The sequence below is a fragment of the Bacillus sp. FSL H8-0492 genome, from assembly GCF_038006145.1.
GTDB classification, from domain to species: domain Bacteria; phylum Bacillota; class Bacilli; order Bacillales; family Bacillaceae_G; genus Bacillus_A; species Bacillus_A mycoides.
Map to the genome: position 1 here is coordinate 555,559 of NZ_JBBOUP010000001.1, position 15,164 is coordinate 570,722.

Genomic DNA, 15,164 nt, shown 5'->3' on the forward strand with positions numbered 1-15,164 from the left:
ACAATAATCTTTGAAAGAGGTGATTCATACAAATAAAAAGAGGGTTGTTTAAGAAAGGGGGATAAGAAATGGTCTTGTTTGGTTATCCACTTGAAACAATTTATTTATACGGATTTACAATTGCAACTATACTTACTGTTATTTATATCTTTTTTGGAGATATTTTTGAATCAATATTTAGTTTTGGAGGCGGATCTGTATCCGTTGTAACTTTATTACTTAGTTTTTTTGCAATGTTATGTGGATTTAGTTATATAGGAGAATATTTATTTTCCTTTAATAGCATTATTACTTTTGGTGGCTCATTTGCTATATCTTTTATCGGTGTTTTCATAATGAAAATACTAATTTTAAAACCAATTGCAGAGGCAGAGCAAAATACAATGCACCGTATGGATGAATTTATTGGCCGAAAAGGAGAAGTAATTATATCGATTCCGAAAGAAGGATTTGGAGAAGTATTAATTTCATCCCAATTTGGAAGTAATGCAATACCAGCGAAAACAATTGGGAAAAAAGATATTTCACAAGGAACCGAGGTCATTATTGAGGGAGTTCAAGATGGTGTTTTACTTGTACAAAACATCGCTTATTCTTTAAAAAAACCAAAATTATAAGGGGGAATTTACATGACGATTCCATTAATTATCGGTGGAGTTTTACTCGCAATTTTACTTCTACTCATTTTAGTATTTATTACGAAGTATCGTACAGTTGGCCCGGACGAAGCATTAATTGTAACAGGGAACTGGCTTGGTGGTGGAAAGAATGTCGTTACCACTGATGATGGAAAGAAGATTAAGATTATCCGCGGTGGTGGTACTTTCGTTGTTCCAATTATGCAACGGGCAGAACTTCTTAGCTTATTAAACTACAAATTAGAAGTTGGAACACGTGATACGTATACGAAACAAGGTGTACCGATTACAGTAAACGGTGTTTCTATTATTAAAGTAGGATCGACAATTGAAGAAGTTTCTACAGCAGCTGAACAATATTTAGGAAAAGAAACGGAAGAGTTAAAAGTAGAAGCAAAAGAAGTTTTAGAAGGGCATCTACGTGCTATTTTATCTTCTATGACAGTAGAAGATGCTTATAGTAATAGAGAGCAATTCGCACAAAAGGTGCATGAAGTGGCTTCTACTGATTTGAAGAAGATGGGACTTCGCATCGTTTCCTTTACAATTAAAGAAATAATGGATAAAAACGGTTACTTAGATGCACTTGGTCAGCCGCAAATTGCAATGGTTAAGCGTGATGCAACAGTTGCAAATGCAGAGCGTGAAAAAGAAGCGCGAATTGAAAAAGCTCGTGCTGAGAAAGAAGCAAAAGAAGCAGAATATCAACGTGATGCACAAATTGCTGAAGCTGAAAAGCATAAGGAATTAAAAGTACAATCTTATAAGAGAGACCAAGAACAAGCTCGCGCAGATGCAGATCTTTCTTATGAATTACAACAAGCGAAAGCGCAACAAGGTGTTACAGAAGAGCAAATGCGAGTTAAAATCATTGAGCGTGAAAAGCAAATTGAGTTAGAAGAAAAAGAGATTGCGCGTCGTGAAAAGCAATACGATGCAGAAGTAAAGAAAAAGGCAGATGCAGATCGCTATGCTGTTGAACAATCAGCCGAAGCGGAAAAAGTAAAACAAATGAAAAAAGCAGATGCGGATCAATATAAAATTGAAGCAGAAGCAAGAGCACGTGCAGAAGAAGTACGTGTAGAAGGTTTAGCAAAAGCAGAAATTGAAAAAGCGCAAGGTCAAGCGAAAGCGGAAGTACAAAAAGCGCAAGGTACAGCGGAAGCAGATGTTATTAGGTTAAAAGGTTTAGCAGAAGCAGAAGCGAAACAAAAAATTGCAGAAGCATTTGAATTATATGGGCAAGCGGCAATTATGGATATGGTTCTAAAAATGCTTCCAAGTTATGCGAAAGAAATCGCAAGTCCACTTAGCAATATTGATAAAATTACAGTTGTTGATACAGGCGGCGGTGGTAAGAATAGCGGTGCCGGTAAGGTTGCAGGCTATGCGACTGATTTAATGGCAACAATGCAAGAAACGTTAAAAGCTTCTTCTGGCATTGATTTAAAAGAATTACTAGAAGGATTCGCTGGAAAAGGTGCCGTGCAACAACTATCAAATGATAAACCTGTAGTATCAGTAGTAGAAGATGAGAAGAAATAAACAAAGATAAAGAATAGCAAGATGAAAAGAACCTCTAGTAAATGGGATACTAGAGGTTCTTTCGTGAAATGTAATATTTCGAATAATGTACATTTTTATATATTGTTTTAATTATTTAAATTCTATAGAATGAAAAAGGTATGTAACAATACTTTAAATGTAGAGAAAGATGAGGGAAAAGAGAAAGAGGGTCTCATCAATACATTTAAATCGTATGATTTGTATAAAGAGATTAAATGTAAATTAATTGCATTTAAAACGGTATGGAGGGGTAGGAATATGTTTCAAGGAAAATTAAGGAGTAGAAGCTTAAAAACAAAGTTACTTGTATCATTTATTATTATTTTAATTCTTCCAAGTATTGTAATTGGTTGGACGTCTTATCAGCAGGCGAAAACAAATTTTAATGAAACGATTTTAAAATCGGCGAAAGATAATATAAAAATTTTGGATAATGTAATTAATAAGGAATTGGATAGTAAAAAAGTAGATGCAACTTATTTTACAAAATTATTTACACAATCAAGTTACCAAGCGGATCAAATTCAAAACATCCAAAATAAACTAGAAGAATATAATAAATTACATCCAGAAATGGAAGCGATCTATACAGGATCTAGCAATGGACAATTTATTCAATCACCAGCTATTCAAATGCCCGAAGGATATAATCCTACAGAAAGAGATTGGTATAAAGAGGCAGTGAAAAAAAGCGGAGAAGTGATTGTAACTGCTCCATATAAGTCAAAAACGACAGGGAATATTGTTATTACACTAGCAAAACAAAACGAAGATAAAAGTGGTGTTCTCGGGATTGACTTAATTATCAATGATATTGTAACTACTTCTAAGATGGTTAATATCGGTAAGGAAGGGTATGTAGCGATATTTGATCAAGATAAAAATGTAGTCGCACACCCGACACTGAAGCCAGGAGAGAAATTAGAAGAGAAACTTAGTAAGGAATTTTATAAACAGGAAGCTGGTGATTTTCATTATTCATTAGATGGTGAAGATCGTAATATTACTTTTAAAACGAGTAAGAAAACTGGATGGAAAATAGCAGGAATTATGCCTTCAAAAGAAATTATTCAAGCGGCGGAGCCTATTTTCTATAAAACGATAACTGTTATTGGTATTTCATTAATGATCGGCGGGGTTTTAATTTACTTTATAATTGCTTCTATTATTAAACCGTTAAAACAACTTGTAATATCATCGAAAAAAATTAGTGAAGGTGATTTAACAGAATCAATTACAGTTCATTCTAAAGATGAAATTGGGCAGTTAGGAGAAAGCTTTAACGAGATGGCATTATCATTACATAATGTCATTTCAAATATAAATATTTCAGCAAGTCATGTAGCAGCATCTTCAGAAGAATTAACAGCTAGCATGAAGCAGACAAGTGAAGCAACGGAACAAATTACACAGGCGATAGAGCAAGTATCGAGTGGGGCTGAAATACAAACGAGAGAAGTTGAAGAAGGAGCAACATTATTAGAAGAAGTTACAGAAGGAGTTCAGCGTGTTGCAGATAGTTCTTCATTAGTATCTACAGCCTCTATGTATACGAAGAAAAAAGCTGAAGATGGTGGAAAGTTAGTTGAGCAAACTGTGAATCAAATGCAATTAATTCATGAGTCTGTTTCAAAGTCAGATAAAGTCATTGTTTTATTAGATGATAAGTCGAAACAAATTGGAGCAATCCTTGAAGTGATTCAACATATTGCAGAGCAGACAAACTTATTAGCATTAAATGCTGCAATTGAGGCTGCAAGAGCTGGGGAACAAGGAAGAGGTTTTGCAATTGTAGCCGATGAAGTACGGAAATTAGCAGAACAATCGGGACAATCTTCTACGGAAATTGATAAGCTAGTGAAAGAGATACAATTTGATATAAAAGAAACAGTAAGCTCTATGAATCAAGTTGGGACAGAGGTACAATCAGGGCTTGTAGTTGCAAATGAAACGAAGAAAAGCTTTGTAGAAATATTGAAATCTACAAATGATACAGTAGTACAAATTGATAGTATGGTAGAAGTAGCGAAGCAAATGACGGTAGATGCAAAACAAGTAAGTGCATCTATTAATGAAATTGCAGCAACGATTGAAGAAAACGCAGCAAGCGTCCAAAATATCGCGGGCTCTTCTGAAGAGCAATTAGCTTCAGTAGATGAAATAAATGCAGCAGCAGTTCATCTATCGCAAATGGCGGAAGAATTACAAGGGATGATTGGCAAGTTTAAAGTATAAGAGGCAAGTGTTAAGAAACGAGGTAATCATTTTACTTCGTTTCTTTTTTATGGCAACGGTAATGAGATAAAGTGAAGAAATATATAGTAATCGTGTTATGATTAAATACGAAAACAAAAGACTGTATTTTCTTTAAATTCTATCTTCATTGATGTTAGGGGAATGATTTTGAAATTGAAGAAATTGAAACTGCAACCGAGAATTACATTAACTATTAGTACACTTATTCTTGTTGTACTGCTGTTAACGAGTTATTTATTTTACTACATATTATCTGAAACAGTAGAAGACCAAATCGGAAAAAGAGCGCTGTATGTTGCGAAAACAGTTGCTGCTATACCGGAAATCGGGGAAGCTTTTCAAAAAGAAAATCCAGCTTCTATTATTCAGCCAATTGCAGAAAAAATTCGAATCGAAACAGATGCTGATTTTATTGTAGTTGGAAATAAAGATGGTATTCGTTATGCGCATCCTAAGCGAGATAAAATTGGAGAGAGAATGGTTGGCGGAGATAATGAAGGGGTTCTATTAGAAGGGGAATCTTATGTTTCGAAAGCAACGGGATCATTAGGGCCTTCACTACGCGGAAAAGTCCCGATTCGTAATCAGGATAATGAAATTATTGGTGTAGTATCTGTTGGTTTTTCAATGGATGATATTCATGGAGCGATAGAAGTGTATGGAAAGCGTGTGTTTTGGATTACAATAACAGGTCTGTTAATTGGGATAATAGGCTCTGTATATTTAGCAAAAAGTATTAAGCGGATGATGTTTGGAATGGAGCCAGAAGAAATTTCATCTTTATACGAGGAGCATAGTACAGTTATTCAATCTGTACGTGAAGGGATTGTAGTAATCGATAAAAATGGAATGGTTAGTTTAGTAAATCAAGCGGCATACGATATCCTTTCTTTAGATAAACAACAAAATATAATGGGAGAATTTATTTTAGATGTTATTCCTAATTCATCGATACTGGATGTGCTTCAAACCGGAGAAGAACAATTTGATCGCCAATTAAATATAAAGGGGCAGGATGTTATTGCCAATCGCCTACCTATTAAAGTTAATCATAAAGTAACTGGTGTAGTATCCAGTTTACGTCTGAAATCTGAGATGGATCAATTAACAGCGGAATTATCTCAAACACGGCAGTATACAGAGGCATTGCGGGCGCAAACGCACGAATATAACAATTTATTGTATACGCTTTCAGGTCTTATTCAATTAGAGTCGTATGAAGATGCTTTAGAGCTTATTCATAAGGAAACGGCAGTATATCAAGAGTTCGTTCAATTTATTATGAAACGAATTCAAAATCCATGGTTAGGTGGGATTTTAATTGGATTTTATAATAGGGCGCGAGAGTTGAAGATTGATTTTATGTTAGATCGGGAAAGTAGTTTAGAAGAGTTAAGTCCGCATATTGAGAGTAATTACGTTGTTTCTATTTTAGGGAATTTGATCACGAATGCATTTGAAGCAATTGAAAGAAATCAAGATCATGATAAGAAAGTAAGAATGTTTGTAACAGACATTGGGGAAGAAATATTAATTGAAGTAGAAGATTCAGGACAAGGTGTTCATGATGAAATAATTACAAGTATATTCTATAAAGGTTTTTCGACGAAAGTGGGCGAAAAACGTGGATATGGATTAGCGAAAGTGAAAGAGTTAGTGGAAGATTTAAATGGAAGTATTGCGATTGAAAAAGGGGATTTAGGTGGTGCTTTATTTATCATTGCATTACCGAAAGAGAGAGGCGAATTGTAATGAATGAGGGGATTGAAGTATTGATTGTAGAAGATGATATTCGGATTGCGGAAATTCATCGTCGTTTTACTGAAAAAATTGAAGGGTTTAAAGTAATTGGAACAGCAACGACTGGGGAACAGGCGAAAGAATGGTTAGAGTTTGTAAAGCCACAACTCGTTTTATTAGATGTATATTTACCTGACATGCAAGGGACTGAACTCGTCACATATATTAGGCATAATTTGCATGATACAGATATTATTATGATTACAGCCGCATCAGAGACGGATGTAGTGCGACATGCTTTACGAGGCGGAGTAACAGATTATATTGTAAAGCCACTTACATTTGATCGGTTTAAAACAAGTTTAGAAAGTTATCAAAAGAAGATTACGAAGTTAAAGAAAAATACTCAATTATCTTCAGAACAGATTGAACATCTATGGTCCCAAAGAGGGGTGCAGGCAAATCAAATAGAATATGCGCCAAAAGGAATCGACCCTTTAACGTTAGCAAAAATAAAAAAGCATATGCTAACTATTAATGAAGAGGGAATTACTGCAGAGATACTAAGTTCAATGGTAGGTGTAAGCCGATCAACTGCTAGGCGCTATTTAGAGTATTTGATCTCTGGAAAGAAAGTGCATGCGGAGCTTATATATGGAAGTGTGGGAAGGCCAGAAAGAAGGTATTTCCGCGTTTCTTCATAGGGGATTTTTACAACAATAAAAACAGTAGAGGATTATTACATTTCCTCTACTGTTTTTTCTAGTTTCATCTTATATTGGAATAATTCCAATTACAATTCCAGTAATCAACATAACCATTGTCGTTCCAACAGCCCAAAGTAAAGTGAATCGTTGGTGTTCACCAAAATCAACCTTGGCCATTCCGACTAATAAATAAGTGGAAGCAACGAGGGGACTCAGTAAGTGAACAGGTTGACCGAGTAACGAAGCGCGTCCCATTTCTGCTGCACTAATTCCGTAAGCGGCAGCAGCTTTCGTTAAAATAGGTAATACACCGAAGTAAAAGGCATCATTAGACATGAAAAATGTGAACGGCATACTTAGTAAAGCTGTAATAATTGGAAGTTGGGGGCCAAGTGCATCTGGTATAAGAGTAACAACACTTTGAGCCATTGCATCTACCATTTTTGTTCCAGATAGAATACCTGTGAAAATTCCAGCAGCAAAGACGAGAGAAACAACCGCTAATACGTTTCCAGCGTGAGACGCAATACGCTCTTTTTGTTGTTCTAAGTTAGGATAGTTAATCATAACAGCAATAGCAAAAGCGACTGTAAATAAAACAGGTAACGGCATAATCTCTAGTATGAGACAAACGAGGAGGGAAGCAGTTAATAAAAAGTTAATCCATAGCAGTTTCGGGCGTTTATGTATTTCAGCTTCAACTGTCGCAGCTTGCTCATCCATTGTTTGCATTTGTTTTAAATATTGTACATCCATAATTCCTAAACGTTTTCTTTCTTTTTTTCCAAGATAATAGGCAACGAAAACTACCCAAATTGCACCAGCAATCATTCCTGGTATAAGTGGTGTGAAGAGCTCTGATGCATCAAGTCCAAGAGCACTCATAACCCGAGCAGTTGGTCCACCCCAAGGTGTAAGATTTGTAACACCTGCCCCTAACATAACAACCCCAGCTAATATAAGTGGATTCATTCCAAGACGTTTATATAGTGGATACATTGCGGAAACTGTAATCATATATGTTGTTGTTCCGTCACCATCTAATGAAACGATAATAGTAAGAATAGCTGTACCAACAACAATTTTTAAAGGATCACCTTTTACAAATTTTAAAATTTTACTAATAACAGGATCGAATAAACCGCTATCAATCATAATTCCGAAATATAAAATGGCGAACATAAGCATAATACCAGTAGGTGCTAGCTTTTGAATTCCTTCTAACATCATCGGGCCCATATTGGCATAAAAGCCACCAATTAATGCGAAAGTAATTGGAATTAATATTAATGCTACTAAGGCTGACATACGTTTAGTCATAATCAAAAACATAAAGACGAATACCATTGCAAATCCAAGTAATGCTACCATGTAATCTCCCCCTCAAAAAATGATTGCGCTTTCAATATAAAATGAAAATTCAGATAAAAGGTTTTTTATTTATAATAAAAGGTTCAATTCGAATGGTAAATAATTAAAGAAATAACATCATTAGAAACATAATCTTTATTTTGATCATTTTGTTCATGAGGTAATTTTGAATTTTTAAAAAGATAAATGCCTTCGTACAAGAATGGTAGAATAAGGTGAAAACGAGAAGCGCGTGAAGTAGGGAGTAGATTTTGAATGGAAACAAGAATAGAAGAGATTTATAGTTCATGTAAAGGCAAAGTAGAGGAGATTTTTATTAATGAATCCTCTTACGTATATGAATGGGAAAAATTAATGATGATTCGAAAGCACGATGGTGAGCTTGAGAAAATCGGGATAGGGATCAGTGGAAATATAAGATTAGTAAATGTAGAAGTTGGACAGGAAATTGATACGGATACATTATTAGTTAAGCTGGAAGATGATTTATTAATTACTGGTTGTGAATGATGAGAGATGTGTAGAAGTAACTGCACATCTCTTTTTTGTTCCATATATTACAAAAAGAACATTGTTTTTTCACAAATCTCACACAACCTTCTGCTATTCTTTTCGTGGAGTATACGGTTTTTAGGGAGGAATATTAATGAGGGTAAAATATGTCGTACTTGTTATATGTTTATGTTTCGTATTTACAATAGTAGGGTGTGGAAAAAAGGAAATAGAAGTTGTTGCAGTTGATGAGAAAAACGATAAGTGTGATATTTGTCAAATAGGGGTAATGGATAATCAATTCACAACAGAAATTATTTTGGAGAGTGGAAAAGCATTAAAATTTGATGATATTGGCTGCATGTATAAATGGATGGAGATCAATTCAGGTGAAAAGACGAAAGAAAAATTTGTTCGAGATTATGATTCGAAAGATTGGGTTTCGTTAGAAGATGCTACTTACGTATATGATAAAACAATAACGACACCGATGGCTTATAATGTCATTTCATTTAAAAATAAAAAAGATGCAGAGAGTTTTGTATCTAACTATAAGGGGAAAGTTCTTTCGTATAAAGAGCTATCAGAGCATAAATGGGAAATGAATAAAGAGATGATGGGAAAACCGAAAACAGGGAATCACGGTGGGCATCATTAATAATAGAAAAAGACAACTATATAGTTGTCTTTTTCTATTATTACTCAGGTGCAAATATAGAAAAGGTGTAAAAATTTTAGAAGAACGGTTACAATGGAATATAGTAACCTAAAGCAATCATTTATGTACTTTTTAGAAATATATACAAATGCGGTAAAAACGTGCTAAACTAATTGCTTCATAATGTTAATGATGAGGCCATCAGGCGTATCATTCCAATAGGTTGAGAAACATAGTATAAGTTTAAGATAATCCGATTAAAGAAGGAATCTAAAGGGCTTATGGATAAATGTACTCAAGAAGAGTTATTGTATGTGATGGAGGAATGGTTAAGAAAACATTATCTTTCATAGGAGCTGTAGTTGTGAGAAAACAAAAAATTTTATTATGTATGTTATTAGGACTTTTAATGACGGTAGTGGCTTGCGATAAGCAAGAGGAGCCAGAATCAAAACCGGTTCATGTGAAAAACGAAAAGAAAAAAGAAAAGCATAAAGAACAGGAAGAATCTAAAGAAGAAAAAAGTATAAATTTAATGGACAAACAGTTGCTACTTTCTGCGACGCTTGGAGACACAGAAACAGCTATGAAGCTGATCCAAGATGGAGCGAATATCAATGTAGAAGGTGACAACGGAGAAACGCCTGTCCTTGCAGCGACGTATCAAAATCATGTAGAGACAGTTAAAGCATTAATTGATGCGGGTGCTGATATTGAAATTCAAGACGAAAAACAAAGTAATCCATTTCTTTATGCAAGTAGAGAAGGATATACGGATATTGTAAAAGTATTAATTAATGCAGGAGTTAATACGAAGGAAACGACTAAGTCAGGTGGAACAGCACTTATTTCTGCATCTGAGCGTGGCCATGTAGAGGTTGTTAAAGAATTATTAGAGCATACAGATATTGATGTGAATTATAAGAATGAACGTGGTGGAACAGCTTTATTAGAAGCAATTGTATTAGGAAATGGTAGTGAAAGTCATAAGAAAGTAATTCAAATGCTTATTGACCACGGGGCAGATGTAAATATGGCCAATAAGGAAAATATTACGCCGCTGCAATATGCTGAAAAAAGAGGTTTTAAAGATATTGCGAATATGTTGAGGATAGCTGGAGCGAATGAAGTAGTACAGCCGCAACCACAACTGGCAGAATAACAAGCTGAAGAAATAAAAAGCACGAGATAATCCCATTTAGATAGACAGAATGAAGAAGTCATTTTAGTATGATGGATTCAGTAATGTGTATTTAAATGGGATTTTTGTTTTGAAAAAATGGATGGATGCTATATCGAGAAGGCTACAAATAGTAATTAAGGAGGGTATAAATGCGATTTTCAGAACTTGAGTTAATAGCAATTCAGGCAGAAGTTTTATTTGTTCATAATCAAGTAGGAAGAATAAAGTGTGTAAATGAAAATGGAAATCTGAAAGCACCACGTTTTTTTCTTAGCAGAACTCGTGAAGGGAATATAACGAGGTATCATTATAAACTGCATGGTGAAATGATAAGTAAGATTGAGAAATTAATTCGAGAATGCTCAAATCACATTGAGATAGCAAAGATTATTAAAGTATTAAATGAAGAGAGAACGGTGGAGAATATTTGGGTGGGTCCTGCTTTCGTGTTCCCTAATAATTTACATAAGCCAACTAGAACAATACAAATAACAGAGAAGAATAAAGAGCTTTTGCGAGAAAATTTTTCTAATCTAATAGAACAGATGGAATGGAGGCGACCGTATTTTGCAATTGTAAAAAATGAAAAGGTAGTTTCTATATGTTGCAGTGCCAGAAGTACGCCCGTAGCTGCTGAGGCAAGTGTAGAAACTTTAGTGGAGTTTCAAGGGAATGGATATGGTGCTGATGTCGTTACAGCCTGGGCACTATCAATACAAGAGGAAAAGCGCATTCCGCTTTATAGTACTTCTTGGGATAACTTTGCTTCGCAAGCAGTGGCGAGAAAACTAAAACTCATTAACTATGGAATGAATTTACACATTGATTGAATTTTAAACATTGTTGTGTTCTGTTGGGGTTTATTCGTATATCTAGATTATTGTAAAAGTAATATGGTGAATATTAACATCTAATTAACAATTTATCAAAACTGACTTAATAAATGCGTAATATAGTAAAGGTAACAAAATAACTAGGGTAGAGAACATTTGAGAACACCCGCTTACATATAACGTGCCGCTTTCTTAAGTGTGCTCTATTCCCTAGAGTTCAAATAAGGAGAAAGGTGTTCTATGTAAGTAGGTGTTTTTAGTTTGGATAAAAATAGAAAAGCTAGGTGGAATGAATGTTTAAAGAACCTTATATTGCGATGATAAAGGATTGGAAAGGGTACAAAACATACAAAAAATTACCGAAAACAGTTTTTCTTATGACTGGTTCAATGCTGGAGTTACCAGAGCGTGTATATGAACTACAGAAACATGGACACGATGTATTTCTTCATTGTGATTTTATACAAGGCTTAAATACGAACACAGAGGAAGCACTTTTATATATTCAAGATGTTATCGGAGCACAAGGTATTATTTCGACAAAGGGATCGACAATTCGAAATGCCAATAAAATTGGATTGAAAACGATTCAACGCATTTTTATTGTTGATACTTTATCTCTTACAAAATCAATTGAAAATTGTAAAACGACTAAACCGAATGCAGTAGAGATTATGCCTGGCATTATGCCTTCTATTATTAAACAGCTAGCGGAGGAAATAAAATTCCCTATTATTGCAGGTGGGCTGATTCAAACGCGAGAGGATGCAGAAATCGCAATTCGTGCAGGAGCAAGTGCAATTTCAACGAGTCATTATGAAGTGTGGATACAAGAAGAAAAAAGGAGTGCAACCTTGTGATTGAATTGAAAAATGTTTCAAAGGTATATAAAAATGCGGAAGAGACAGCAGTTAAAGACGTATCAGTTCATATTAAAAGAGGAGAATTTTTTGTTTTAGTTGGACCTTCGGGATGTGGAAAAAGTACATTATTACGAATGCTGGCTGGTTTAGAAGAAATTTCTTCGGGAGATTTAATTATTAATGAACATGTTGCAAATGATTTAGAGCCGAAAGACCGTAATCTATCAATGGTATTTCAAAATTATGCATTATATCCACACCTAACTGTAGAAGAAAATATTTTATTTGGACTTAAGGTAAGGAAGGTACAAAAAGAAGAGCGACAAAAGCGATTAATGGAAGCTATTGAAATGGTAGGACTGAAAGAGTATGTGAAAATGAAACCGGGCCAATTATCAGGCGGGCAAAGACAGCGTGTTGCACTTGCTAGGGCCATCGTCAGTCAAGCACCGATTTGTTTAATGGATGAACCACTTTCGAATTTAGATGCGAAATTACGTGCACAGATGAGGATTGAAATTAGAGAAATTCAGCAACGATTAGGAATTACGATGATTTACGTTACTCACGATCAAATAGAAGCAATGACTATGGGAGATCGTATTATGGTTTTAAATAAAGGAAGTATACAACAAGTTGGAACACCGCTTGATATATATAACGAACCAGCAAACGAATTTGTTGCAAGTTTTATAGGTTCTCCTTCTATGAATATAAATGATGGGGAAGTGGATAAAGAAAAAGGCATATTACATATAGGGCAATTGCAAATCCTATTATCTATTGGACAGCTAAAGCAATTACCAGAAGGAACTATTCGAATAGGTATGCGTCCTGAGCATATTGCACTGTCTGAGGAAGGACAAGAAGTGACGCTGCAATCTGTAGAAGTATTAGGGAATGAATCTATATTAAACTTTGCGGTAAATGGAACAACTTGGAGTGCGAAAGTCATCGGACAGTTACTCCTGAACAAAGGTGACAAAGTAAAATTATTATTCTCGCAAGAAAAACTATGCTTCTTTCATCAAAATAAGAATGAACGATTAAAAGTGGTGGCTGAAGAAGAGTTGAAAGTGGTGGCGAAATAATGATTGAAGTAGGTAAGTTACCAGTTCAAACAACAGTGTCAAAAAAGAAGAGTTTATGGGGCAGAACGAAAGATTTAAGAATAGGATTATTGTTTTTGGCGCCATCTATTTTGTTATTTTCAATTTTTCTTTTCTATCCATTGTTTAGGACGATCTACTATAGCTTTTATTTAACAGATATACACGGAGAAGCTAATCTTTTCGTTGGCTTAGAAAATTATCAATATTTATTTTCGGATCCTGCTTTATACAAAAGTATAAAGTCAACTTTATTATTTGTTTTATATACAGTTCCTACTAGCATTGTATTCGCCTTATTTCTTGCATTAATTGCAAATGAAAAAGTAAGAGGGATCGGGTTATTCCGAGTACTGTTTTCTTCAACGATGGGAATATCAGTAGCTGCTAGTGCAGTGATTTGGCTATTTTTATTTCATCCAAGTGTAGGGTTATTTAATAATATATTAGCCTCTATGAATCTTCCGGCAATCGCATGGTTAACGAGTCCGGACTGGGCACTGTTTTCTGTATCGGTTACAACGGTTTGGGTGAATACAGGATTTGCATTTTTAGTTATATTAGGTGGTTTACAAAATATTGATACGTCTTTATATGAGAGTGCATCTATAGATGGTGCTAGTTATTTACATAAGCTGCGCCGCGTCACATTACCGATGCTATCACCAACTTTATTTTTTATCGTGACAGTAACGTTAATTAGTGCATTCCAAAGCTTTGGACAAATTGATATTTTAACGCACGGTGGACCGAATGATGCAACGAATTTAATTGTGTACTCGATTTATAAAGAGGCATTTGTAAATCATCAATTTGGAACAGCAAGTGCACAAGCGATGGTATTATTTATTTTCATTTTTATTGCTACATTGATTCAATTTAAGTTTGCTGAGAGAAAGGTGCATTATAAATGATCGTTAAACAGTGGAAACAAAATTTCCTATTATACATGCTGCTCATTATTAGTGCAGTAATGGTGTTTTTTCCTGTACTGTATGCGTTTTTAATAAGCTTTATGACACCAGACGATATTCAAATGAGAAGGTTATTTCCAACTCAATTTACTTTTGATAATTTCATTAATATTTTTCAAAAAGTACCTCTTTTTACATACTTATATAACAGTTTAATTGTATCGACAGTTGTTATGCTTGGACAACTTATCGTATCCAGTTTAGCAGCTTATGCTTTTGTTTTTCTTCAGTTTAAAGGTAGAAACTTAATTTTCTTCTTGTTTATTTCAACAATGCTTATTCCGTGGGAAGCAACGATGGTACCGAACTTTTTAACGATTCAAAACTTCGGATGGATTAATAGTTTTGCTGGGATGACGGTGCCGTTTTTTGCAACAGCTTTCGGTATTTTCTTACTACGTCAACATTTTATGACACTTCCGAATGAACTGAAAGAAGCTGCTTTTATTGAAGGGATTGGAAATGTAAGGTTTTTATTCAGTGTTGTAATTCCGTATTGTAAAACGAGTTTTATTACGCTTGGAGTATATAGCTTTTTAACAACGTGGAATATGTATTTGTGGCCGCTCTTAGTAACCACTGATGAAAAAGTAAGAACGGTTCAAATTGGTGTAAAGCAGCTTCAATCTCAAGAAGTTGCAACTGATTGGGGCAGTGTAATGGCCGGTGTTACGGTTATCGTCATTCCAACGTTGATTTTACTATTTTTAGGGCAAAAGCAATTACAAAAAGGATTAACAAAAGGTGCAATTAAATAAGCATACATAGGAAAAG

The 15,164-nt window shown here is 34.7% G+C and carries 14 protein-coding genes and 1 pseudogene; 14 read left to right on the forward strand and 1 reads right to left on the reverse strand.

All coding sequences use genetic code 11. The annotated features are described in order from the left end of the window. The first annotated feature begins 68 nt into the window (after positions 1–68). From MHH66_RS02880 to MHH66_RS02900, 6 genes and pseudogenes are all read left to right on the forward strand, one after another. Positions 69–617: an NfeD family protein gene (locus tag MHH66_RS02880; protein WP_078185198.1), complete on the forward strand. Its 549-nt coding sequence runs from the start codon at positions 69–71 to the stop codon at positions 615–617. Between the two features lie 12 nt (positions 618–629). Beyond that, the gene (locus MHH66_RS02885) at positions 630–2,183 is read left to right on the forward strand and encodes a flotillin family protein (protein WP_078185199.1); all 1,554 of its coding nucleotides are present in this window, start codon (positions 630–632) and stop codon (positions 2,181–2,183) included. Between the two features lie 279 nt (positions 2,184–2,462). Then, positions 2,463–3,497, forward strand: a pseudogene (locus tag MHH66_RS28525) (HAMP domain-containing protein); the annotation flags it as partial. Between the two features lie 81 nt (positions 3,498–3,578). Continuing rightward, positions 3,579–4,439: a methyl-accepting chemotaxis protein gene (locus tag MHH66_RS28530; protein ID WP_372361859.1), complete on the forward strand. Its 861-nt coding sequence runs from the start codon at positions 3,579–3,581 to the stop codon at positions 4,437–4,439. Between the two features lie 162 nt (positions 4,440–4,601). After that, positions 4,602–6,212 carry an ATP-binding protein gene (locus MHH66_RS02895; protein ID WP_002010387.1) on the forward strand — a complete coding sequence of 537 codons (1,611 nt, stop codon included), beginning with the start codon at positions 4,602–4,604 and terminating at the stop codon, positions 6,210–6,212. Continuing rightward, positions 6,212–6,904: a response regulator gene (locus MHH66_RS02900; protein WP_002029668.1), complete on the forward strand. Its 693-nt coding sequence runs from the start codon at positions 6,212–6,214 to the stop codon at positions 6,902–6,904. The genes MHH66_RS02895 and MHH66_RS02900 overlap by 1 nt, the downstream gene beginning before the upstream one ends. A 69-nt stretch (positions 6,905–6,973) precedes the next feature. Here the strand turns inward: MHH66_RS02900 and MHH66_RS02905 are convergent, their stop codons facing one another. Then, positions 6,974–8,278: a CitMHS family transporter gene (locus MHH66_RS02905; RefSeq protein ID WP_002091080.1), complete on the reverse strand. Its 1,305-nt coding sequence runs from the start codon at positions 8,276–8,278 to the stop codon at positions 6,974–6,976. 255 nt (positions 8,279–8,533) lie between these two features. Here MHH66_RS02905 and MHH66_RS02910 point away from each other — a divergent pair, with 255 nt between their 5' ends. The 8 genes from MHH66_RS02910 (at position 8,534) to MHH66_RS02945 (ending at position 15,148) form a co-directional block, all read left to right on the forward strand. Beyond that, complete coding sequence (locus MHH66_RS02910; RefSeq protein WP_002010394.1) at positions 8,534–8,788, forward strand: hypothetical protein; 255 nt, start codon at positions 8,534–8,536, stop codon at positions 8,786–8,788. Positions 8,789–8,924: 136 nt separating this feature from the next. Next, positions 8,925–9,428 (forward strand): nitrous oxide reductase accessory protein NosL, encoded by a 504-nt coding sequence (locus MHH66_RS02915; protein ID WP_078185201.1) that lies wholly within the window; start codon positions 8,925–8,927, stop codon positions 9,426–9,428. A gap of 289 nt (positions 9,429–9,717) precedes the next feature. Then, complete coding sequence (locus tag MHH66_RS02920) at positions 9,718–10,590, forward strand: ankyrin repeat domain-containing protein (RefSeq protein ID WP_002029673.1); 873 nt, start codon at positions 9,718–9,720, stop codon at positions 10,588–10,590. Between the two features lie 170 nt (positions 10,591–10,760). Beyond that, complete coding sequence (locus MHH66_RS02925) at positions 10,761–11,441, forward strand: GNAT family N-acetyltransferase (RefSeq protein WP_078185202.1); 681 nt, start codon at positions 10,761–10,763, stop codon at positions 11,439–11,441. 296 nt (positions 11,442–11,737) lie between these two features. Beyond that, positions 11,738–12,304, forward strand: coding sequence for a glycerol-3-phosphate responsive antiterminator (locus MHH66_RS02930; protein ID WP_002010401.1), 567 nt, complete (start codon positions 11,738–11,740; stop codon positions 12,302–12,304). Then, the gene (locus tag MHH66_RS02935) at positions 12,301–13,398 is read left to right on the forward strand and encodes an ABC transporter ATP-binding protein (protein WP_078185203.1); all 1,098 of its coding nucleotides are present in this window, start codon (positions 12,301–12,303) and stop codon (positions 13,396–13,398) included. The genes MHH66_RS02930 and MHH66_RS02935 overlap by 4 nt, the downstream gene beginning before the upstream one ends. Beyond that, positions 13,398–14,330, forward strand: a complete 933-nt coding sequence (locus tag MHH66_RS02940) for a carbohydrate ABC transporter permease (protein WP_078185204.1) — start codon at positions 13,398–13,400, stop codon at positions 14,328–14,330. Before MHH66_RS02935 ends, MHH66_RS02940 begins: the two co-directional genes overlap by 1 nt. Beyond that, complete coding sequence (locus MHH66_RS02945; protein WP_002125118.1) at positions 14,327–15,148, forward strand: carbohydrate ABC transporter permease; 822 nt, start codon at positions 14,327–14,329, stop codon at positions 15,146–15,148. The genes MHH66_RS02940 and MHH66_RS02945 overlap by 4 nt, the downstream gene beginning before the upstream one ends. Positions 15,149–15,164 lie beyond the last annotated feature (16 nt).

Bases quoted from the DNA above. Each gene is read 5' to 3' on its own strand.
- MHH66_RS02880 (WP_078185198.1), top strand. From the start codon at position 69: ATGGTCTTGTTTGGTTATCCACTTGAAACAATTTATTTATACGGATTT.
- MHH66_RS02885 (WP_078185199.1), top strand. From the start codon at position 630: ATGACGATTCCATTAATTATCGGTGGAGTTTTACTCGCAATTTTACTT.
- MHH66_RS28530 (WP_372361859.1), top strand. From the start codon at position 3,579: ATGAAGCAGACAAGTGAAGCAACGGAACAAATTACACAGGCGATAGAG.
- MHH66_RS02895 (WP_002010387.1), top strand. From the start codon at position 4,602: ATGATTTTGAAATTGAAGAAATTGAAACTGCAACCGAGAATTACATTA.
- MHH66_RS02900 (WP_002029668.1), top strand. From the start codon at position 6,212: ATGAATGAGGGGATTGAAGTATTGATTGTAGAAGATGATATTCGGATT.
- MHH66_RS02905 (WP_002091080.1), bottom strand. From the start codon at position 8,278: ATGGTAGCATTACTTGGATTTGCAATGGTATTCGTCTTTATGTTTTTG.
- MHH66_RS02910 (WP_002010394.1), top strand. From the start codon at position 8,534: ATGGAAACAAGAATAGAAGAGATTTATAGTTCATGTAAAGGCAAAGTA.
- MHH66_RS02915 (WP_078185201.1), top strand. From the start codon at position 8,925: ATGAGGGTAAAATATGTCGTACTTGTTATATGTTTATGTTTCGTATTT.
- MHH66_RS02920 (WP_002029673.1), top strand. From the start codon at position 9,718: ATGTACTCAAGAAGAGTTATTGTATGTGATGGAGGAATGGTTAAGAAA.
- MHH66_RS02925 (WP_078185202.1), top strand. From the start codon at position 10,761: ATGCGATTTTCAGAACTTGAGTTAATAGCAATTCAGGCAGAAGTTTTA.
- MHH66_RS02930 (WP_002010401.1), top strand. From the start codon at position 11,738: ATGTTTAAAGAACCTTATATTGCGATGATAAAGGATTGGAAAGGGTAC.
- MHH66_RS02940 (WP_078185204.1), top strand. From the start codon at position 13,398: ATGATTGAAGTAGGTAAGTTACCAGTTCAAACAACAGTGTCAAAAAAG.
- MHH66_RS02945 (WP_002125118.1), top strand. From the start codon at position 14,327: ATGATCGTTAAACAGTGGAAACAAAATTTCCTATTATACATGCTGCTC.